14 protein-coding genes are annotated in these 23,062 nt (G+C 34.1%); all 14 read left to right on the top strand.

What is annotated here, in order from left to right:
* Nucleotides 1-49 precede the first annotated feature (49 nt).
* The 14 genes from DW006_RS11695 to DW006_RS11630 all read left to right on the top strand — a co-directional run bounded on the left by DW006_RS11695 (nucleotide 50) and on the right by DW006_RS11630 (nucleotide 22,966).
* The gene (locus tag DW006_RS11695) at nucleotides 50-1,753 is read left to right on the top strand and encodes an NlpC/P60 family protein (protein WP_118000838.1); all 1,704 of its coding nucleotides are present in this window, start codon (nucleotides 50-52) and stop codon (nucleotides 1,751-1,753) included.
* A gap of 53 nt (nucleotides 1,754-1,806) precedes the next feature.
* Nucleotides 1,807-2,157: a hypothetical protein gene (locus DW006_RS11690; RefSeq protein WP_118000835.1), complete on the top strand. Its 351-nt coding sequence runs from the start codon at nucleotides 1,807-1,809 to the stop codon at nucleotides 2,155-2,157.
* Between the two features lies 1 nt (nucleotide 2,158).
* A complete protein-coding gene (locus DW006_RS11685; RefSeq protein ID WP_118000833.1) occupies nucleotides 2,159-2,737 on the top strand; it encodes an MT-A70 family methyltransferase in 579 nt (192 codons plus the stop codon).
* Nucleotides 2,724-9,614 carry a helicase-related protein gene (locus DW006_RS12465; RefSeq protein WP_347475143.1) on the top strand — a complete coding sequence of 2,297 codons (6,891 nt, stop codon included), beginning with the start codon at nucleotides 2,724-2,726 and terminating at the stop codon, nucleotides 9,612-9,614. Before DW006_RS11685 ends, DW006_RS12465 begins: the two co-directional genes overlap by 14 nt.
* A 109-nt stretch (nucleotides 9,615-9,723) precedes the next feature.
* On the top strand, nucleotides 9,724-10,398 hold the full coding sequence (locus DW006_RS11675) for a SpoVG family protein (protein ID WP_118000830.1): 675 nt from the start codon (nucleotides 9,724-9,726) through the stop codon (nucleotides 10,396-10,398).
* A gap of 1,117 nt (nucleotides 10,399-11,515) precedes the next feature.
* A complete protein-coding gene (locus DW006_RS11670) occupies nucleotides 11,516-12,769 on the top strand; it encodes a carboxyl transferase domain-containing protein (protein ID WP_118000828.1) in 1,254 nt (417 codons plus the stop codon).
* 134 nt (nucleotides 12,770-12,903) lie between these two features.
* Nucleotides 12,904-13,422 (top strand): 4'-phosphopantetheinyl transferase superfamily protein, encoded by a 519-nt coding sequence (locus tag DW006_RS11665; protein WP_158561138.1) that lies wholly within the window; start codon nucleotides 12,904-12,906, stop codon nucleotides 13,420-13,422.
* A 131-nt stretch (nucleotides 13,423-13,553) separates the two neighbouring features.
* Nucleotides 13,554-14,912 (top strand): UDP-glucose/GDP-mannose dehydrogenase family protein, encoded by a 1,359-nt coding sequence (locus DW006_RS11660; protein WP_118000824.1) that lies wholly within the window; start codon nucleotides 13,554-13,556, stop codon nucleotides 14,910-14,912.
* Nucleotides 14,909-15,850 carry an NAD-dependent epimerase/dehydratase family protein gene (locus tag DW006_RS11655; RefSeq protein ID WP_118000822.1) on the top strand — a complete coding sequence of 314 codons (942 nt, stop codon included), beginning with the start codon at nucleotides 14,909-14,911 and terminating at the stop codon, nucleotides 15,848-15,850. Before DW006_RS11660 ends, DW006_RS11655 begins: the two co-directional genes overlap by 4 nt.
* Before the next feature lie 730 nt (nucleotides 15,851-16,580).
* Nucleotides 16,581-17,549 carry a BtrH N-terminal domain-containing protein gene (locus DW006_RS11650; protein WP_118000820.1) on the top strand — a complete coding sequence of 323 codons (969 nt, stop codon included), beginning with the start codon at nucleotides 16,581-16,583 and terminating at the stop codon, nucleotides 17,547-17,549.
* A 628-nt stretch (nucleotides 17,550-18,177) separates the two neighbouring features.
* Nucleotides 18,178-19,386 (top strand): DegT/DnrJ/EryC1/StrS family aminotransferase, encoded by a 1,209-nt coding sequence (locus DW006_RS11645; RefSeq protein ID WP_118000818.1) that lies wholly within the window; start codon nucleotides 18,178-18,180, stop codon nucleotides 19,384-19,386.
* Nucleotides 19,387-19,437: 51 nt separating this feature from the next.
* Complete coding sequence (locus tag DW006_RS11640) at nucleotides 19,438-21,384, top strand: carbamoyltransferase C-terminal domain-containing protein (protein ID WP_118000816.1); 1,947 nt, start codon at nucleotides 19,438-19,440, stop codon at nucleotides 21,382-21,384.
* Between the two features lie 41 nt (nucleotides 21,385-21,425).
* Nucleotides 21,426-22,166 (top strand): ABC-2 family transporter protein, encoded by a 741-nt coding sequence (locus tag DW006_RS11635; RefSeq protein ID WP_158561137.1) that lies wholly within the window; start codon nucleotides 21,426-21,428, stop codon nucleotides 22,164-22,166.
* A gap of 11 nt (nucleotides 22,167-22,177) precedes the next feature.
* A complete protein-coding gene (locus tag DW006_RS11630; RefSeq protein ID WP_118000812.1) occupies nucleotides 22,178-22,966 on the top strand; it encodes an ABC-2 family transporter protein in 789 nt (262 codons plus the stop codon).
* Nucleotides 22,967-23,062 lie beyond the last annotated feature (96 nt).

Genomic DNA, 23,062 nt, shown 5'->3' with positions numbered 1-23,062 from the left:
CCATTACAAAGCAAAATGTGTAGTGGCTTTCTTTATTTCAGGAGGAAAAATGAAAAAGAAAAATAAGAAGCAGGAAAGGCATATTCACAGCCGTGACATGCCAAATTTCAGAAGAAATGACACCGATAAAAGAAAGGTAATTAAGGATAAGAAAAGCATTTTAAAAACCGGTGTGGAAGTGACAACAAGGAAAGGTGTCAAAGCTACACTTAACCAGTTAGAAGGCAGTGAGGAAGCGGAAAGTGCTTTAATGACCGCAGCAGTTATTACAAGTCCGGTAACAAAAACTGCAAAAAAGACCGGAAAGACTGTAAGGGAACAAATAAAGAAAAGGCATATAAAAGAGACACAGGTAAAAAGTATAAGAGAAAAGAAAAAGCCAGATAAAAAGAAAATCCACAGCGATGACTCAAAAAAATCTGAAAGTCAGGTTAAGGAGAGAAAAATTCATTATCAAAATGGCGGTGTAAAATCCGAATCAAACAGAACAGGAAAGGATAAACCGAAAAGCCATAAAAATAGTGGAAGCAGCAGTAAAGACAAAAACGTAAAAAAAAGAAAACTTGCCCTTGTTATAGAAAAGTTAAAGAGTGCAGGAACAGGAATATCAGGCAAAGCAGGCATAGAGGATACCGGAAGTGGTGTGGGAGATGTTGTAAAAATGATTGCAGTAAAAGTGGGGTTGTTGCTTCTTCCGATTGTATTAGGACTACTTCTGATAATCGGTGTGGCTGCAATAATCATATCACTTGTAGTGGCACTTATATATAACTCACCGTTTTCTATATTTTTCCCACCATTAGAAAGTGGAGATACGGTAATGACGGTCACAAGCCAGTATATGGCTGAATTTAACAGGGACATCAATATTCTTGTGACGGAGCATAAGGACTGTGACATTGGAAAAATCGTATATGTTGACTATGAAGGAACATTATCAGCACCGTCAAATTATTATGATGTCATGAGTGTCTATATGGTGAAGTACGGTGTGGGAAATACTGCGACGGTTATGGATGAAACAGGAAAGGCTAACTTAAAATCCGTATTTGACGATATGTGTACATACACCATATCCACAGGGGAAGAAAAAATCAAAAATGATGAGGGAAAGAAAGTAAAAAAGAAGGTACTGTATGTAAATGTGACGTTCAAAACTTATTATCAGATGGAAACAGAGTACAGTATGAGCGAGGATGAAATAAATCTTCTTAATTCCCTGATGAGTCAGGAAAGCATGGCGGCTCTTGGGATTGCCGGTGGAAATACAGGTACACAGAGCGGAGGCAATAAGAAATCTTCCCTGTCACAGAGTGAAATTGATGCAATTACAGAAAAAATAGCGGATGGAAAAGCAAGGACGGCAGTAACCTTTGCTTTGTCAAAGGTAGGTTATCCATACAGCCAGCCACTTAGAAATTCGGGTACACATTTTGACTGTTCATCTCTTGCCTACTATGCATGGAACAGCGCAGGTATTTCCATAATGACGGGTGGTTCCAATACTGCGGCAGCAGAGGCACAGTGGTGCAGTAATAACAAATGTACCGTAAAAGAGAAAAATCTGAAACCCGGAGATTTAATATTTTACAGTTATTCCAATAATGGAAGATATAAAAATATCAGTCACGTTGGAATTTATGTCGGTGACGGAAAGATAGTGGAAGCGGTTGATGAAGCAACAGGTGTTGTCATTCAGGACTATCATAATGGAGGTCTTGTGATGATTGGAAGACCAGATAAAAAGAAATAGAAACAGTAAAAGAGCAGAGCCAAAAAGGTTCTGCTTTTTGGATTGGAGGAAAGATGAAAGAAACATATATAAAAGACATGGAGTTTTTAATAAGGGAACTTCATAAAGAATGGGGCAGAAGCAAATCTGAAAGAAAGAGTGTTGCACTGTCTTTAAATGATGCAGAGGTATTAAGAAAAAAGATTGCAGAAAGCATAGAAAAGCAGCAGAAGATAATTGACGGTGATAATGATATTGAATTTAAACAAAGCATTAAGATGTCAAAGGATAACTTTGTGATGCTCCGTATTGCAAAAAAGCTGTCAAAGAAAATGAAGAGAGGCGGAAATACATTTATCATTGACCTTGATAATGAGGAATACAGAAAATATACAAATCTTTTAGAACCGGAAGAAGGTGATTAAGATGGGAAAGAAATATAAGATTATTTATGCTGATCCTCCGTGGCAGTACCGTGTTTATTCTAAAAAGGGGAAGAGCAGAAGCGCAGAAAATCATTACCACACGATGAACATTGATGACATACGTTCCCTTCCGGTAGGTGAGATTGCAGATGATGACTGTGTGCTGTTTTTGTGGATTACGTTTCCGTGTCTTAAAGAGGGAATATCCGTTATGGAAAGCTGGGGCTTTACCTATAAGACATGCGGTTTTAACTGGGTAAAAAGAAATAAGAAAAAAGACACATATTTCATGGGACTTGGTTTTTGGACACGTTCTAATTCGGAAGTGTGTCTTATCGGAACCAAAGGACATCCAAAGCGTGTGTCAAAGGCAGTTCCGCAGGTATGCGATGCAAGAGTAATGGAACACAGCAGAAAGCCTTCTGAAATACGAGATCGTATAGTGGAACTTTGCGGTGATGTGCCACGCATTGAACTTTTTGCAAGGGAAACAGTAAAAGGCTGGGACTGTCTTGGAGATGAGATTGATGGAGAGGACATAAGGGATGCTTTAGTGGAGGTAATTAATGATGAGTGCTGATTACAAGGTTCAGAGGCTCTATGATGAATTTATCCGTGATGTTACAAAAAGTGCAGATAACTGGAAGAACTTTCTAAGGATAACCGGGAGAATATACAGGTATGAGTTTGACAATGTTCTTATGGTGTATGCACAAAGACCAAATGCAACACTTGTGGGAGATTATGATTCATGGAAAAAGGTAGGAAGATATGTAAAAAGAGGAAGCAGAGGTATTGCAATTTTTCCGTCAAAGATTTTAAAACCGCATATGCGTTATGTTTTTGACATATCGGATACCGCAGGAAAGAATGTGAAGCTTACATGGGATTTGAATTCTGATAATCTGAAAAGTCTTGTGGATGAGTTGGCAAGTGAAAAAAAAATAGAGCCTTATACCGATAGTGGAAGAAATAATTTAATGAATCTCTTAAAGAACTATACAAAATCGAACATACGATCTATAATGAAAGAGGAATCCCAAATAAGGATTTCTGAACTTAACCGGATTACAGGTGGTGTGATTAAAGGTGAAGATAATGAAACGCAGGGGCTTACGGCAGAAGAAATGTTATATAAGAGCATTTTATATGCAGTAGGTACAAGATGCGGTTTTGACCTGTCCTCTGAAGAACAGGACATGGGTTTTATAACAAATATATCCGATGAAGATGATATTTACCGTTTTGGTTCCCTTGTATGTGACGTATCCTGTAGTGTTCTTAAAGAGTTTAATTACAAAGTTAGGCGGATTGAAAACGAAAGGAGAGTTACAGATGGAAGAAAAGAAATTGACTTATCACGAGGGAGCGGACGGAATGATGTATCCGAATCTGGAAATGCCACAGGAAAAAGTGAGCATGACGCAGGTGGGCAGATACGGAATGATGGCAGCGGAGTATCTGAAAGAAAACGAGAGGATGAGATACAACACACTGTACCGTCTGGGAAGACTGGCGGAGAAAATGAAAGAAGTGGATACGGAGGCGAACAGCCTGATGGACAAACTGATGAAAGATTACCTGAAAAAGCACAAGCCGGAGAACCCGTTCTCCACAATGGAAATGTGGAAGATAAGGGAGCAGGCAAAGATGATGGCAGAGGAAGTGGTACTTCATCAGGTAGTGTACAGATTCCACTAGAAAAATCATCCGGAGAGCCTGATGGGCAGACTGATGAAGAATTTAATAAAGAAATGGATGAAATAAATTCATTTGGAAAATCAGAGGAAGCAGGTTTTGAACAGGCTTCCTTTTTCTTTGACCAAAATACAAATGAAATAGGTTTTGCTGATGATAATAAACTGTCTGACACAAAACTTAAGAATACAGAAAAAGTTAAAGGAAAATACACTTATATAGCACCCAAAATAGAAAAAATCGTGCCGCATGATTATATTGTGAATGTTCTGTTAAGAGGAACGGGTTTTCAAAATGGGAAGAAAAGAGTGTATGACATTTATAAAAGCGTGGACAGTGCGACAGAGCGTGCAAAACTTGTAAAGAAAGAGTTTGGTCTTGGCGGTGCAGGCTGGCCGGTTGAAGGGTACGGACTGCACGGATATGACACATTTAAACCTCAGGGGATGAGATTTCAGTGGAGAGATGCAGAGGGCGAAAAGGAAGGATATATAAGCTGGAAAGCAGTTGAGGAAGAAATAAGAGTTCTGATAAACAAAGGAATTTATTATCAGGAAGTTATAGAAGAAGAAAAGACCATCGGTGATTATGACATTCCGGACGAAGTTCTTGCAATGGATCAAAAGCCTGTTCCTGATATGGAGAAACTAAAGAGCGCCTATGAGGAAGAAAGAGAGCTTACCGATGAAGAAGCTGCAATAGAAGATATGATGGTGACTATGGCAGAGTATGGTGATGAAATAGCAGCAGAGTCACAAAATACCAAACCACATATTACGGATAACAAAAAAGATGGAAAGGAACAGAGTAACATTGAAACTTTCCCAAAGCATAACTTTCATTATAATCTGTGGGAGCTTGAAACCGGAGGTGCGAAGACAAGATATCAGTGGAACGTGGATGCCATAAGGACATTGAAACAGATTGAAGAAGAAAACAGACTTGCCACAATGGCTGAGCAGAAAATTTTGGCTAGATATGCAGGGTGGGGTGGAATCCCGGAAGTATTTGATGAAAAAAATAGTTCATGGGAGAAGCAGTATAAAGAATTAAAGGAACTGCTTTCCCCTTTAGAATATGAGAACGCAAGAGCAAGCGTAAATAATGCTTTTTATACTTCTCCTGAAATTGCCATGTGCATCAATCAGAAACTTGCAGATTTCGGAGTGACAAAGGGAAACATTCTTGAACCGTCTATGGGCATTGGAAACTTTTTTGGAAGTATGCCGATACCCATGCAGAGATGCAGACTGTACGGTGTTGAAATGGATGATGTAACCGGAAGAATTGCAAAGCAGCTATATCAGAGAGCAGATATTACAATATCGGGGTTTGAAGATACAAAGTACCCTGATAACTTTTTTGATGCAGCTGTCGGAAATGTTCCTTTCGGAGATTATAAAATATATGATCCAAAATACAACAAGCTGAATTTCCGTGTGCATGACTATTTTCTAGCAAAGGCACTTGACCAGATAAGACCGGGCGGAGTTGCAGCATTTATTACAACAAAAGGAACAATGGATAAGGCAAATCCAAATGTCAGAAGATATCTTGCACAGAGAGCAGAACTTATCGGTGCGGTAAGACTTCCTAATACAGCATTTAAGGATAATGCAGGAACAGAGGTTACATCGGACATTCTGTTTTTAAAAAAAAGAGAAAGGCAGACAGACATTGAGCCTGACTGGGTTCATCTTGGATATACAAATGATGGGATTCCCATTAATTCTTATTTCGCAGAACACCCGGAAATGATGCTTGGAAAGATGGAATACGATACGGGAAGATATGGAGAAAACAGCAGATATACGGTATGCGTAAATGATGCTAAGGATTTCAATATGTATGAAAGCCTTAGCAGTGCACTGAAAAATCTCGAAGCTTCCATATCAGATTTTGCTGCACCGGAAATAGAAGAAAATTTAGAAGTCATAGCTGCCAGTCCTGACATCAGAAACTATACTTATTCCTTTGTGGATGGAAAACTTTATTACAGGCAGAATTCCCAGATGTATTTAAAAGAATACTCCAAAACGGCAGAAGAAAGAATAAAGGGACTTGATGAGATAAGAAAAATTACAAGGTATATCATAGACATTCAGACAGAAGGATGCAGTGAACAGGAATTAAAAGAAAGCCAGAAGGTACTGAATGAAAAGTATGATGTGTTTGTAAAAAAATATGGTGGGATAACTTCAAAAGGCAATGACAGGGCTTTTCGTGATGATGCAGATTATCCGCTTTTATGCTCTCTTGAAAATGTGGATGAAGAGGGTAAGGTCACAAAGGCAGATATGTTTTATAAGCAGACAATCAAACCGGATATCAGACCTGAAAATGTTGTTACTGCAATAGAGGCTTTAAATATTTCAATCAATGAGTTTGGTTCTGTAAATATTCCGTTTATGCTTTCAATCTATGAGCCGGATATCAGTAAAAAGATAAAGGAACTGGAAGAACAGGCAGGTGAAAGAGTAACCTTATCGGAACAGGCAAGAGCAGAAGTTAAGGGAGCAGCCATATGTGAAGAATTATCGGGAATTATTTTCCTGAATCCTGTTTTATACAATGAAGAAGATTTAAGTGCAGGATGGGAAACAGCGGATGAGTACCTATCAGGAAATGTGCGAAGAAAGTTACAGGAAGCACAGGAATATGCAGAACAATATCCAGAATTGTTTGCAGGAAATGTTGAAGCACTTTTAAAGGTACAGCCAAAAGACCTTGACGCATCGGAGATTGATGTAAGGGTTGGAACAACATGGATTGAGGAGCAGGACTATGAAGAATTTATATATGAGCTTTTAGGAACACCGAGAAGAGCGAGAGCGGTAAGAAGCACATTTTATTCATCAGGCATTATGGTACATCTTAATAAATACAGCATGGAATGGTTTATAGAGAATAAATCAATGGATAAGCATTCTGTGGCAGCTTCCAAAACATATGGAACGGGCCGCATGGATGCTTATTCTATTTTTGAAGCATCACTGAATCTGAAAACGGTGACGGTAAGGGACAGAATTGATGATGGAGATGGCAAATACCATTATGTTGTAAATAAGAACGAAACAATGCTTGCAAGGGAAAAGCAGAATCTTATAAAAGATAAATTCAGGGAATGGATATTTGTAGAGCCGGAGAGAAGAAAAAAATATGTTGATTATTATAACCATACATTTAATAATACAAGACTTCGTGAATATGACGGTTCAGCACTTTCCTTTCCGGGAATGAATCCTGAAATAGAACTCCGACCGCATCAGAAAAATGCCATCGCAAGAATACTGCTTGGAGGTAATACACTTCTTGCCCACTGTGTAGGTGCCGGGAAGTCATTTGAAATGATGGCGGCGTGCATGGAACAGAAAAGATTAGGTCTTGCTAATAAGACGGTAATGGTTGTTCCTAAGCCCTTAATAAATCAGACAGCATCGGAATTTTTAAGACTTTATCCGTCAGCAGATATCCTTGTGGCTACGGAGCGTGACTTTGAAAAGAGCAGAAGACAGCAGTTCATATCAAGAATTGCAACAGGTGATTATGACTGTATTATAATGTCACATTCACAGTTTGAAAAAATTCCGATTTCAGCAGAGAGAAGGGAGAGGATGCTTAACGAACAGATAGAGCAGATATCCTATGCCATAGAGGAAACAAAAGATAAGAACGGTGAACGCTGGACTGTAAAACAGATGGAAGCACAGAAGAAAAAACTGAGTGAGCAGTTAAAAAGTCTTGCCGATGAGGAGAGAAAAGATGACCTCATTACATTTGAAGAACTTGGTATTGACTGTCTTATGGTTGACGAAGCACATAATTACAAGAATCTTGCAATATTTTCAAAGATTAATAATGTATCAGGTATCAGTAATTCAGGTGCAAAAAAGTCAACAGATATGCAGCTAAAATGCCAGTATATCAATGAAATAAATCCAGGAAGGGGAATTATCTTTGCAACTGGAACACCAATCAGCAATACAATGTGTGAAATGTATGTTATGCAGAGTTACCTGCAACAGGATACGTTGGAGCAGATGGGAATATACCATTTTGATTCATGGGCAGCAAACTTCGGTGAAGTTACAACGGCTTTGGAACTGACTGTTGAGGGCAGTGGATTTCGTATGAAAAGCAGATTTAATAAATTTACTAATTTGCCGGAACTTATGAATATGTTTAAGCAGGTGGCAGATGTACAGACGCAGGATATGTTAGACCTTGATGTGCCAAAGTTAAGAGGTGGAAATTACATTATCGTAGAGTCAGAGCCCGACTGGTATGTAAGACAGGTCATGGAAGATTTTGTTGTGAGGGCAGAGCGTATCAGAAATGGCGGTGTGGATTCCAGTGTTGACAATTTCTTGAAAATTACCCATGAGGCAAGACTGCTTGGAACGGATGCGAGACTTCTTGATAAGGATGCACCAAATAATCCTGATGGAAAGCTAAATAAAGTAGTGGATAACGTGGCATTTGAATATGAAAAGGCAGAAGGTGAGGGAAAAATCGGTTGTCAGCTTATATTTTCAGACATAGGAACACCCGGAGGAAAAGATTTTGATGTGTATAATTATGTGAAATCTGAACTGATAAAAAGGGGAATACCTGAGAATGAAATAGCATTTATTCACGATGCCAAGACGGATGCACAAAGAGAAGTATTATTTAAGGAGATGAGGACAGGAAGAAAGAAGGTTCTTATCGGATCAACCGACAAGTGCGGTACCGGTGTAAATGTTCAATCGCACCTTGTGGCACTCCATCATATCGACTGTCCATGGAAGCCTTCAAGCATTGAACAGAGAGAAGGAAGAGGAATCAGACAGGGAAATGAAAATGAGGAAGTTGCAGTATACAGATATGTCACAAAAGAAACATTTGATGCATACTCATGGTCGCTTGTGGAAAACAAGCAGAGGTTTATAAGCCAGATAATGACGAGCCGGACTGTGTCAAGAACCTGTGAAGATATTGACGAGGCAACGTTGTCCTATGCAGAGATTAAGGCGGTTGCTACAGGAAATCCATTGATAAAAGAAAAGATGGAATTGGATAATGACTTGCAGAGATTAAAGTTATTAAAGGCATCTTATGACAGCCAGAGATATACATTTCAGGATGATTTTATGCTCAGATATCCGAAGCTCATTAAGGCAGCTGAAGAAAAGCTGAAATGCGTAAGAACTGATATTGAGGCAAGGGACAAGGAGCTTCTAAAGGGAGATGAATTTGCCATTAAGCTAGGCAATATGACCTATACCGAAAGAAGTGACGGTGGCACGGCAATGCTTGAGATGTTGAGTAGATGTAAGAGCGGAGATACTTATGGGCTGGGCAGTTTCAGAGGTTTTGAACTGTTGATTGAAAAGAATTATATGGGAGTAAATTATATGATTCTTCGTGGAAAAACAGAATATAAGGTTGAAATGTCAACTAGTCCTGTGGGAAATATGATAAAGCTCGATAATCTGTTCAACAGCCTGAATGAAAATGAAGAATTTTTAATAAAGAAGATTGAGCAGTACAAAAGGGATCTTGAATCTTCAAAAGCAGAGTACGAGAAACCGTTTGCTTATGAGAAAGAATTAAAGGATATGTTAAAAAGGCAGGCGGAATTAAATGCGATGCTTGATCTGGAAAAGAGTATCGATACGGATTCGGAAGTCATCTGCCCACCGGAAAATGAAAAGTCAGGAAAAGTGGCAGAAGATATTTCGGAGTATAGGGAAGATGAAAACAGGGGCAGGAGATAACTGCCTCTGAAAATTTTTAACAACTATGACAGGGAACAGAGGAACTGTTTCTAATATTTTAGTAAAAAAATAGCGGAGTATGACCGTAACATGCAGAAGGAGAATTGAAATGAAATATACAGTAAAAGTAAATAAGGTAAGAAAAAATGAGGGAAGTTTAAGAGGATTTGCAACAGTAGTATTTGAAGAATCATTTAAAGTAACAAATATAGCCATTCTTGAAAACAGTAATGGAAATATGTTTGTATCCATGCCAAGATACAGAAGCAGTGAAGTGGATGAGCAGAACAATCATATTTTTAAGGATGTCTGCAATCCAATCACAAAGGAGTTCAGAGAGGAACTTTACAATGCTATTCTTGATGGATATGAAAATGCAGGAAGAGAAGGTGTAAAGGAAGAAAAGATAGAGCAGGCAGTAGAAATGCCGTCATTTGCTGTAAAAGTGACACCATTTGAAAGAGATGGCAGCAATATCAAAGGGCTTGCAAGGATTTATCTTGATGACAGTTTTGTAATTAATAATGTATCTGTACTTCAGGGCAAGGATAATGTATTTGTGGCAATGCCGTCATATAAGACAAGGCAGACGGATGAGCAGGGAAAAGCAATTTATCAGGATGTATGTTATCCGGTGACAAAGGAGTTTCGTGAGAATCTTTATGGAGAGATTATTGAAACTTACAAAGAGGAAAAAGCAAAAGGAATGGATAGGTCTGCACCCATAAAGGAAGATGAGTTTATGAGAGTGGATGACAGGGATGTAGGATTGTCGATAAGATAGTAAATTTAGAAAGATTATGTAATTACAAAGGAATTTAAGGAAAAATGAGGTTAGAGAATTTCTCTAGCCTCATTTTTCTTATGAGAATAGCTAGTTTTCTCCATTGAAATAAAGACTATTTTAATGCATGCGTATGTAGAAAAATGTAAAATAAGGTAGGGAGTTTCATTGACACAGTGTACGATGTAACGCCATATTTATTAGTTCGATAGTATTCTATCTTCTTCATTAAATATACATTAACATTTTTTTTGAAAAATTTAGATTAATATTTATATAAAAATTTTTATTTCCTATTCATTAGATTTTAAGTCTTGTGCCATAGGAAATTCTCCTATTAAGGAGAAAATGGAGATAGACAATGATGTGCAGAGATTATAGTTGTTGAAAGCATCATATGACAGTCAGAGATACAGCCTTCTGAATAATTTTATGATTAGGTATCTAAAATCTATAAAAGTAGCGAGTCAAAAACTGGCCTACATAAATGAGAATGCAAAATCCATGAAGGAAGAACAGACAGAAAAACAGAGTTCACTATTATAATTTTTAGAATAACCTATACTGAGCGAGCAGATGTAGGCATCTCAATAAGTTAAGATAAAACATTTGACGAATCATTGGTGCTTATAAAAAGTTTGATATTGTTGCAAGAAGATATAAAAACAGGTGTTATTAAGAGTAAAGACGGATTATGAAATGTGGAAATTAAATTTTGTTGGAAATATGGGAGGGCAAGAAAATCAATTTAATAGTAGTCTCTAAAATTGTTGTATTATTGGAAATTTAATTATTAAAAATAAGTGAAAAACAGGAAAGAGATTATAGATAAAAGAGAAATGCATTATTATTCTAAAAATACAAATTTAGTACTGAGTGATATATGCAGAGCGTTTTATTAAAATATGCAATATAAGTATGATGAATATGAATAATGGGTAATTTTACTTTATCCAAATTTATAATAGGATAATGATATAAAGTAAATTTAGGTGAATAAATTCTAGCATTTATAAGAAAAATTTAGAAATAAAAAAATTGTAATGAATAAGCCGCTAAATAATAAAGAAATGATTCATCCAATATATAATAAAAAATTTGAAAATGGAGGAGGAAAATGTTCTTAATTACATCAATTAGTGATTTGAAAAGTGTAAAAATTTCTTATAAGAACTCAAATAGTATAATTGGTACAGCAAGAATAAAAGGAAAAAAATGTTTCTTTTATTGTGAAAATCTAAATATAAAGAGTGTGTGTTTTGGAAAAGAACAAGCAACACAAATAAATAAATTATTAGTTGAATCAAAAGATAAAAACTATCCATTGATATATTTTATTAATTGTTGTGGGGCCGACATAAAAGAAGGAACTAGGTCGTTGGATGCCTATGCAGATGTATTTAGAACGTTTGTACGAGAACACAATAATCAGTTACATATTGCAGTTATTTGTGGAAATTGTGTAGGAGGAAGTGCATTTTTAGCAACTATGTGTGATTTTGTTTTGTTTGACAAAAACAGTGGTAATTTATGTTTGACAGGACCTAAAGTGGTGAAGAGTGTATTAGGAGAGAGATGCACAAAACAAGAGCTTGGTGGAAGTCATATACAATCTATAAATGGAACAATTAATATTATGTATGAAACTATAGAGGAATGTCGTTACCAATTGGGTTATATTCTAGACATTTACTATAATGTTGCAAATAAGGTTAAGAATCCTATATATGAGTTGCAGAATAATATCTTACCTCTAAAAAATCAGCCGTATGATATTTTAAAAGTCATCAAGGGAATTGTGGATGCAGATTCAATATTAGAAATATCTTCGTCGTACGCGCAAAATCTTGTTACAAGTTTTGCGCGAATTAACGGAAAAAGTATTGGAATAGTTGCAAATCAACCTAAGGTACTTGCAGGGGCAATTGACTGTATGGCAGCAGAGAAGGGAAAAAATTTTTTGGAAAAATGTCGTAAACTTAAGTTACCATTATTAGTTATAGTTGATGTGCCTTCTTTTTTACCGGGAAAAGAACAAGAAAGAGCTGGAATTGAAAAAAAAGGAGGCCAATTTATTAAAGAGATGATTTGTTTAGATACAGTTAAAATCTCTTTGATTTTACATAAAAGTTATGGTGGTGCTTATATAGCTATGAACTGTATTGCCTTAGGGGCTGACAAGGTATATAGTTGGCCAAAAAGTAGTATAGGAATAATGGGACAAAGTGCTGAAGAAGAAGTATGCTTCGATTCTTCGGCAAGACAAAACACGTCGGAATATGGGAAATATATTGAGCAAGGATGTGTTTCAGAGATTGTTGAACCAGAGGAGACAAGAGATAAATTAATTAAGGAATTTTGCAGTATATGATTGTACTATGGTGTAACATCAGAAAAATGACGTTTTCTAATAAGCAAGTATCTTATATAGAATTATTATCAAACATGAAAACAAGAAAATATTTTTATGAGAAAGATTCTGTTCGACATTTAACAGGATTACTATTGGCAGAATATGCTTGGAATTATGTTACAGGAATGGGTTCAATAGGCATAGTTCAAGAGAAAGGTAATAAACCCTATTATGTAAATCTGTATAAAAAACATAATATTCAATTTAGCATATCGCATGCAGGAGATATAGTGATCTGTGCAGTCTCATCAAATTTAGTTGGTATTGATATAGAAAAAGTAAAAACGTTTCCACAAGAAATAATTAATCATTATTATACTAAAGATGAAATAGACTACTGTAAACAAGGACAAGAATTTCCGTATAAGATTTGGACACGAAAAGAATGTTATCTCAAAGCAATAGGAGTAGGAATTGGGGGACTAAAAAGAACTATGCCTATGGTAGAGAATGGAAAGATTAAGAAGCAGTTTTGTGGATTTATATTTAAGGAATTGCAATTAGACTCTGAGTATGAAACAGTAGTATGCACAACAGAAGAAAAAGAAACAGTTAAAGTACGAGAGATTAGTAGCGAATGTTTAATAAAATATTTAGAAGTAAGTTTATAACATTGTGATAAGGAATTGAAAATAAATTTTGGGAGTAAATCTTCATATTAGTATTAATTTGTTGATATTTAAAGAGGATGATAAACTTTACCAGTAAATGTAGATAAGAATATGTAGGAGGGAGGAGGTATATGAATGTTACAGTAATTGGTGTGGGCTATGTAGGTATTGTAACGGGCATAGTTCATGCTTATTTAGGCAATGATGTAGTGTGCATTGATAGTGATAAACAAAAGATAGCTAAATTGAATCAAGGGATTTTACCCATCTATGAACCAGGATTGGAAGAATTATTTTATAAAATTAGAGATAACATTACATTTACAGAAGATTATGCACTGGCACTAAAGAATAGTGAAATAGTATTTGTTGCAGTAGGAACTCCTTCTAAAGAAGATGGTTCTCCAAGTGATAAAAATATACGCGAAGTGGTTAATTATCTTGTACAGCATTTAATTAAGGAAGATGTTATTATCGTGAATAAATCTACTGTACCAATCGGAAGTGGGAATTGGATGCAATCCAGAATCGACGAAGAACTTAAAAAAAAATATGGAACTAAAAAATTGTTTCATATTGTATCCAATCCTGAATTCCTGAGGGAGGGCTCTGCTATTTATGATATGTTGTATCCTGATAGAATTATATTAGGAGCAGATAATGAGTATGCAAAAAAAAAGTTACTATCACTTTATGAGCCAATTGTGAAGAGAACTTTTATTCCGCCATCACACATAGAGGAAGTGCAGTATGAAAGTAAGCCTGTTATTTTTGAAACAAATATTGTTACGGCAGAACTTATTAAGTATTCGGCAAATGCTTTTTTGGCATTAAAGATTAGTTTTATAAATGAAATTGCATGTTTGTCTGAAAGAATAGGTGCAGATATCATTGATGTTGCAAATGGGATAGGACTGGATAAGAGAATAGGTAAAAGTTTTTTAGAAGCAGGAATTGGTTGGGGAGGAAGTTGTTTTGGAAAAGATACAGATGCACTCATGCATATAGCAAAAGAATATGATATAAATTTGAACATTGTTAATGAATGTAGAAAATTAAATTATGATATGAGAAAGCTTGCGGTCAAAAAAATTCAATCGGAATTAAAAATTGTAGCTGGAAAGACTATAGGTATTATGGGATTAACATTTAAACCTGGTACAGATGATTTAAGGGATTCACCTGCTATTGATATAGCACAAGAACTTTTAAAATTGAATGCGAAGGTAAGAGCATATGATCCAGTAGCTATGGAAAGAGCAAAAATACAATTTGAAGGAATGGAAATAGAATATGTGAAATCATTAGAAGATTTGTTTGAGCAGGCAGATGGAGTCGTGTTAGCAACATCTTGGTCGATGTTCCAAAAAATTGACTGGAATGCTATTAAAGAAAAGATGAGATTTCCACTATTATTTGATGGAAGGAATTGCTTGGATCAAGAAAAAATGAAAAGTATAGGATTTAGAATTATAGGAGTAGGACGATGAGAATTTTAATCACCGGTGTTGCAGGATTTATAGGAAGTAATCTTGCACAACGATTTTTAGAAGAAAAACACGAAGTAATAGGAATAGATAATTATATTACAGGAAGTGAATCAAATATTAATCACTTAATAAAATATCAGGGATTTAATTTTGTAGAGTGGGATGTTATTAAACCAATTGATTTTATCGAAGGAGAGTTAGATTGGATTATGCACTTTGCAAGTCCAGCTAGTCCACCTAAGTATATGAAGAAGTCAATTGAAACGCTTAGGGTTAATGGTGAAGGAACATTTCACTTACTTGAGTTATGTATTAAAAAAAAGGCGAAATTTTTCTATGCATCAACGAGTGAAGTATATGGAGATTCACTTATCTCCCCACAACCAGAAGAGTATTGGGGGAATGTTAATTCGTTTGGTGAGAGAAGTTGTTATGATGAATCCAAAAGGTATGCGGAAGCAATGATATATGCAATGCATAAAAAATATGAAATTCCAATCAGAGTGATTCGTATTTTTAACACATATGGGCCAAGAATGAATTTAAACGACGGACGAGTTATTACAAATTTTATTAAACAAATAATAGAAGGCGATTCGCTTAGCGTATATGGAGATGGAACACATAGTAGGAGTTTTATGTACATAGATGACTTGATAGAGGGAATATTAAGGTTAATGGAAGTAGATTATCAATTACCAGTTAATTTAGGCAATCAACAGGAGTATAAAATTATTGACTTAGTAGATATTTTTAGTGAAATAGTAGGAGAAAAGCTTTCAGTGAAATTTATGCCTATCCTAAAAGATGATCCCAAAAGGAGAAATCCAGATATTACTACAGCGAAGAAATATCTAAAATGGGAACCGGTAACCGATATTCGACAAGGCATTACAAAGACATTAGCATTTTTTAATTATGAAAAAATAGACTTATAATGGCGAGGAGTGATATTACAATTTATTTGAAAATTAATTAAATTTTTTCGTATCTCTAATCGTCCAGTGAGTCATGATTGTCAATGATATTGTATAGAAAGATAGGAAAAAGGGTAAAATAGTTCATCATTGAGAATTTGAAAGAATACCAGACCAAAAGCATCATGATGTAGCTTTTTGTGAAAAATTGAATGTAATACTTTGTTTAACGATAAAGATGAGCCTATCATAAATAAAGTCACATAGGCATTCAACTTTGCACTTCGAAAAGGAATTCGTATTATTTATGTAAATGGAAACAGAGTTTAACTTTGTAATCATAATATATATAAGGAAGATAAACCACTCGAAAGAGACGACAAAAACTATGGAATTGATAACTTATTATCAAAATGGAATCTGCAGAAATGCATATTTATAAAATTAATGAAGTATTGCACAATTTTAATCTCATATTGATAAAAGATGTAGGTATTAAAAAAGATATTTAAAAACATAGTTATTATCTTATGTGGCAACTATTTAATCTAAAGTTTTATTCAATAGTATGGATTGCATTTTACACATGAATAATAAAAGTTGGATATATTCAATTTTTCTATTTATTCAATACAAAAGTAGGTTTGACGTAAATAGAAAAAATGATCGGAGGTAGTTTACAAGATGAGACCTTGTATTTAGTTAATGGGGATTGTTGTACTTTTCTATAGAAGGGAGATGAAATTAGAAAGTGTTATCATTAGAATCTACGGATGAGAAAACTTCAGATTGTTTATATAGTGCAATAGAATCAGTGGCAAAAAGTATATGCAATTTTGATAGTGAAATAATAGGTGCCGGTTCTTGGTGGTTTGACATTAGAGAAATAATGCCTGGACAAGAAAATCTGTTATGGAATAAAATTCATGCATTTCGTTTTGATGCTTGGAAATGTATGGAAGATTATTATGGGATAAAAATAACCTGGCATAATGAAACTATAGCAGAGAAATTATTAGCAGTTATTTATAAAGAACTTGAAGAGAAACGGCCAGTATTAGTATATATTAATTCGCATTTTTGTCCTTGGCATCCACGTAAACATGAATATAATGCACATTTTTGTCTAGTGGTAGGGTTCGAAAAAAAAAGTCGGAGTTTCATTTGTATGGATGTGAATCTTAACAGGTTTGAAGAAAGATTATCAGTAGAATTATTTTTAAAGGGATGTGGTCCATACATTACTTTTTCAAAAACAAATAAGCTATATAAAAGCATAAACTGGAAAGCAATAATAGGTAGTACAATAAATCATTTGGGAATAAATACCAAACACAACTCTTTCATTTTAATGAGAAAATTAGCTTATGAACTTGAGCGTGAGATAGATGATTTGAAAGATGGTGTACCAAGCTGGATTGAAAATCCAATACCTTTAGTTTCAAAGGTAGGATTGCTTCAAAAAGGACGTAATTATTTTTCAATTACGTTGGAATTTTTGGCAAAACAATACAATGTTAAGAAATTAATTTCTATATCAAATCGTCTGAAACAAGCAGCGCGACAATGGAGAGTAGTTTCCTTTTTGGCAATAAAATGTCAGTTAAATAGAGATGACAGGAATTCTTTGATACGAATACCTGAAAAAATAATTGAAATTGCTGATTTTGAAGAGCATATTGCACTAGACTTAATTAAGTTATTGGAGGAACATGGCTAAATTAGAGCAAAAACTTGTTTATAGAAGAGGATTCCTTAAGATACTGTAATTTGAACATTTGTGTGAGATTGATTATACATAAATTAGCATAGGAAACTAATTATGTGTAAAAAATATATAGAATTAATAGATGTTTGTAATTTTTATTGTAAATATGTGATAATTGGACAAATTCTTCTAAATTTGAGTTTGATGATATTAAAGTTAATTTTACAGAGTGAAAGTTCAAAGAATGTTCAACAATTATTTCTTAATGGAAGAGAATTATTATTACATTGAAATATTTATAACATAATATCGTATGTACATAATTTTGAGTTGTAACGAAACACTTATTAACGATAAAGTCGTAGAAAAAATTGTCACAATCTAAGTTGAATAATATTTTATTAGCTGGTTTAAAATCGAGTTGAATAATTTATTGGAATATTATGACAATTAAAATATATTGTGGATAAATTGAATGTATAAAACTTTAGATGTTTATTTACACGTTATTGATACTAAAAACATTCTTGCAAAAAATAATATTAATTAATGAGCGTGACATATTGTCTAATAAAAGTTATGAAAAATGAGTAGTTTTTAGATTATCTATTTTGAAAATAAAGCATAGGAGGCAAAAGAAATGTCAAAATTGGCAATAAAAGGGGGGGTGCCTATTAGAAGTAGACCTTTTCCGCGGTGGCCACGTATTAGTGAATATGACTTGAAGTTTATTGCGGAAGCACTAAAAAACAGTTCATGGTATCGTGGAATGGGAAATACTCGTAATGAAGTAGATGAATTTGAAGAGTTATTTATAAAAAGACACAGTCTAGGATATGGTATTGGCGTGGTTAATGGAACAGCAGCTTTGAATCTAGCAATGCAAGTTTTGGATTTAGAACCAGGATCAGAAATACTAGTTACTCCGTATACATATGTTGCTAGTGCATTTTGTATTTTAAAAGCTGGTCTTAAGCCAATATTTGTAGATATAGATGAAGATACTTATAACATTGATTCTATACAAATAGAAAAAGCAATCACATCACAAACAAGAGGGGTGGTGTTGGTACACTTTGGAGGACAGCCAGTTGATTTTGATCGTATTATGCCAATTGTTCAAAAAAACAATTTAAAGGTGATTGAAGATTGTGCGCATGCACATGGCGCAGAGTGGAGAGGAAAACCAGTAGGTAGTTGGGGTGACATTGCATGTTTTAGTTTCCATGCAGCTAAAAATTTGACATGTGGGGAAGGTGGATTTATTGGTACAACAGACTTAAAGTTATATAAAAAGTGTTGGTCACAGCACAATATGGGACGTGAAAAAGGAGGCGATTGGGATAAATATTACGAATTAGGAGAAAATCTACGTTTTTCACCTATATCAGCTTCATTGTTGTTATCTCAGTATCAAAATTTTGAACAATTACAGAATTTACGTAATCAAAATATAACATATTTTAGAAAATTACTAAAAGAAATACCTTTTTTAAAACCGTTAGTTGAAGATGATAGGGTTACAAAGCATGGACTTCATATATTTATCTGTCGTTATTATTCTGAAAAATTTTATGGTATTCCAAGGCATCGTTTTCTTGCAGCCATTCAAGCAGAAGGAATTCATTGCTATGCAGGATATAAAAAACCATTATATTATAGTAGTCCGTTAAAAGAATTTTATCGAGAGTGTCCTGTTGCAGAAAAGGCATGTGCAAAAGAAGCTATTTGGTTTGAACAGTCCTTTTTTTTGGGTACGAAGGAAGATATTGATGACATATTTAATGCTATTTGTAAAATACAAAATAATTATAAAGAGATAGTGGCGAATTATAATTTCGAATTATAGTTAGAAGATATAGTTAGCAATAGAAAAAAATAATTAAAAGAGAGTGGCAAAATGATAGATGAGTTAAAAGATGGTTATTATTTAACAATTTATTCGGAAATTGATCCAATTTTTCATATTTTTAATAGTTCAGTGAGACATGATCATAATATGACCCTATTTAGAAAGACAGAAAAATATGTGGAAATAGTTCATCATTGGGAATTTGAAAGAATATCTGGCATAAAGCATCATGATGTAGCTTTTTATGAAAAATCGGATGCTGTTGAATTCATTGATATTCTACTGAGTGAAGTTTCTTTAACATTAAATGATATGCAAGAGGTTATTGGACTTCCAGAATTGTCAACTTGTGATGACTATCATAGTGTGAAAGATATAGTAAATATCACATATCACTCCGTATGTCATCTATTTTCATCTATGGTGATGGATACAGACATATTTCATAATCAAAATATTATTGCACTATCATTTGATGCAGGTTCAGATTATTTAGTTGATAAAAATGCATATAAAAAAAATGAATTTTGTGGTGCGATATCTATAAAGGGAGATGTTGAATTTTTTCCAATTCCGTCACCTGGTCCATATTGGTATTATCTTGCACAACGATATCATATACCAGAGGGAACATTGATGGCACTTGCTTATGCAACTACAGCAAGGATAAAGATAGAGTCACCTGTATTGGCAGATGTGTATAATTTAACAGATATAATTGAAAATATAAACACATTGCTTGATTTTTCAAATTATATATTATCGTATCCAAAAGAGAAAATAGATGAAATCTGTAGCGGGTATGATGAACGTTTTACAGAAAAAGAAAATAAAATTAGTATGATGATGAAATTTGTACAAGAAGCATCTTTGGAATGTGTTAATAAAGTAGTTGGAAAAATTTTGGATAATTATAATCTAGACCCAAAAGACACATACATATCACTTTCAGGTGGATATGCACTAAATTGTCCGACAAATACAAATATTGTTCATAAATTTGGTTTTAAAGGTCAACTATGTTGCCCATGTGTTAATGATAGTGGAATTGCCATTGGAATGGGACTTTACTATTTTTTTAAAAAGTGTCAAAGTTTTGAGTTTCAATTTAATACAGCATATTATGGTAATGCAGATAACAATTTAAAAGAAGCTATTGAAAAATTTAATTTATTTGTGAAGAATGTTCATTTTGGAACCGATTATGCGGTAGATGACATTATTAATGAACCTGTAGTCTGGTTCGATGATAGAAGTGAAGTTGGACCACGTGCTCTTGGTCACAGGAGTATATTAGCAAATCCTACAAAAATAGAGTCAAAGAATTTACTAAATATATATAAAAAACGCGAATGGTGGAGACCTGTTGCACCAATTGTATTGGAAGAAGAAAGAGAAGAATGGTTTAAAGACTCTTTTCCGTCAGCTTATATGCTTAATAATTTTCAAATAAAAGAGGACAAGAAAGCTAAAGTAGAGGCAATATTGCATTTAGATGGTAGTGCGCGAGTCCAGACCGTTACAGAAAATGATGATAAAAGAATTTATTCCATTTTGAAAGGAATTTATGAAAAGACAGGAATTCCTATTATATGTAATACTTCGCTTAACGATAAAGGTGAGCCTATAATAAATAAAATCACAGAGGCTTTCAACTTTGCCCTTCGAAAAGGAATTAGGATCGTTTATGTAAATGGAAACAGAGTTGAACTTTGTAATCATAATATATATAAGGAAGATAAACCACTCGAAAGAGAGCGCAAATACTTTAAAAAAAACTATGGAAATGACAGATTATTATCAAAATGGAATCCATATCAGTTAGATATTGCAGAAATGTATATTTATAAAATTAATGAAGTATTACACAACTTTGATATTACGTTGGAAAAAGATGTGAAAGCATTAAGAAAGATAATTAGTAAGTATAGGAACAATTATGACCTGTATGGCAATACTAATATAGAATACAAAGAAGAAGGGGTTAATATATGAAATATATAAGAATTGTTATGTACTATACTAGGATGTGTATTATGCGTGAAATGTTATTTAGAACAAATTTTATTATACGTATTATTACTGATTTGTCGTGGCTATTGGGTACGTTGGTGTTTCTCAATATTGTTACAAGCCATTATGAAACAATTGCTGGTTGGGAAACTGATTCTTTATATATTTTGTTTGGCACCCATTATATAGTTAATTATCTATTTACAGCGTTTTTACTTATTAATGGATTAAATTTAGGGATGAATATTAATAGCGGAGAACTAGATCAGATATTGTTAAAGCCATTACCAGCAGGTTTTTCTGTAAGTTTTAAAACGGTGGATTTAAGTGGAATAGTTCAAGTTTTGATTGGAATAGGAATAGTGTGGTGGGGATGTAAAAAAACAGCCTGTACCATTACAATATTATCATTTGTAGTTTACTTAATACAAATTATATGTGGAGTCTTAATTGTTTATGGAATGTTTTTTTCGCTGATGTATACAGCATTTTGGTTCAAAAAAACACAGGGATTGGAATCTATTCACTATTCGACTTATGATTTTCGTTCTTTTCCAGCGGAGATTTATCCACTCAAGATTCGATTTGTATTTACGCTAATTATTCCTTTAACTTTAGTAGCAAATCCCGCTGCTAAAACATTGATTTTTGGAACGACTATTATAGAGGTAACATCTTCAATTGCCACAGCATTTGTATGGATAGGAATTAGCAGTATTATCCTTTTGAGGGGATTACAAAGATATAGAGGTTCTGGGGGTTAAAGGAGGATAAAATGTCAAGATATGTGCGAATTATTAGAATGTCCATACAAAATTCATTACAATTTAGAGGAAACTACTTAATAAATTTGTTTAATACAATAGGACTCATACCGTTACTGATCTTCTGGCAAATTATTTTGCAGACAGGTGATATAGGAAGTTACGATAGCAATTTAATGCTTACATATGTAACAATGAGTTCCATAATCACAATGTTTTTTAGTGTTTCAGTAGGAGCTGACATTTGTGCTGAGATACGACAGGGGTTGTTAACAAGTTATTTGGTAGAACCAATCAATCATTTGACAAGGCATTTTTGTATATTTATAGGAAAATTGATAGGAGAATCATTGCCTAAATGCATTTTTCAATTATTGGTTGTGATTACTGTTGCTGAATTAGTGGGATTTGATATGGGACTGCAAGCAGGTTCAGTTATGCTATTTATGGTACTAATAGTAGAAGGCATTTTAATATCTTTTTTAGTAAATTTGATATTGGGGTTGATTGGATTCTGGTTAACAGAAAGCTCAACTTTTTTTATGCTAATTGAAGCTATAACAAGTGTTTTGGCTGGAAGTGGAATTCCGTTAGATATATTACCATGGGGATTGGATCGATTTTTGATTCATACGCCATTTGCTTATATGGTATATTATCCTATCAAAGCCGGAATTGGACAGCTAGGGTGTCCGTTAGTAGCGGTGGGGCAAGGTATGCTATGGATTAGCATTCTTTTGGTCATTGTTATTATTACATGGAAAAAAGGGTTATGTAGATACTCTGCACCGGGTGGTTGATAAAGAATTATTCATAGTGAAAAGAATATAAATGAGTGTTTCAATATTAATGAATAAAAAACAGTATTGAAAGCAAAAAATAATTTGTAAAAGGAG

Source organism: Eubacterium sp. AF36-5BH, from assembly GCF_003460505.1.
In the GTDB taxonomy this organism is placed as follows: Bacteria; Bacillota; Clostridia; order Lachnospirales; family Lachnospiraceae; genus Eubacterium_G.
This window is presented reverse-complemented; position numbering and strand designations above follow the sequence as displayed.

Bases quoted from the DNA above. Each gene is read 5' to 3' on its own strand.
- DW006_RS11645 (WP_118000818.1), top strand. From the start codon at position 18,178: ATGTCAAAATTGGCAATAAAAGGGGGGGTGCCTATTAGAAGTAGACCT.
- DW006_RS11630 (WP_118000812.1), top strand. From the start codon at position 22,178: ATGTCAAGATATGTGCGAATTATTAGAATGTCCATACAAAATTCATTA.
- DW006_RS11670 (WP_118000828.1), top strand. From the start codon at position 11,516: ATGTTCTTAATTACATCAATTAGTGATTTGAAAAGTGTAAAAATTTCT.
- DW006_RS11675 (WP_118000830.1), top strand. From the start codon at position 9,724: ATGAAATATACAGTAAAAGTAAATAAGGTAAGAAAAAATGAGGGAAGT.
- DW006_RS11690 (WP_118000835.1), top strand. From the start codon at position 1,807: ATGAAAGAAACATATATAAAAGACATGGAGTTTTTAATAAGGGAACTT.
- DW006_RS11660 (WP_118000824.1), top strand. From the start codon at position 13,554: ATGAATGTTACAGTAATTGGTGTGGGCTATGTAGGTATTGTAACGGGC.
- DW006_RS11640 (WP_118000816.1), top strand. From the start codon at position 19,438: ATGATAGATGAGTTAAAAGATGGTTATTATTTAACAATTTATTCGGAA.
- DW006_RS11685 (WP_118000833.1), top strand. From the start codon at position 2,159: ATGGGAAAGAAATATAAGATTATTTATGCTGATCCTCCGTGGCAGTAC.
- DW006_RS11635 (WP_158561137.1), top strand. From the start codon at position 21,426: ATGCGTGAAATGTTATTTAGAACAAATTTTATTATACGTATTATTACT.
- DW006_RS11695 (WP_118000838.1), top strand. From the start codon at position 50: ATGAAAAAGAAAAATAAGAAGCAGGAAAGGCATATTCACAGCCGTGAC.
- DW006_RS12465 (WP_347475143.1), top strand. From the start codon at position 2,724: ATGATGAGTGCTGATTACAAGGTTCAGAGGCTCTATGATGAATTTATC.
- DW006_RS11655 (WP_118000822.1), top strand. From the start codon at position 14,909: ATGAGAATTTTAATCACCGGTGTTGCAGGATTTATAGGAAGTAATCTT.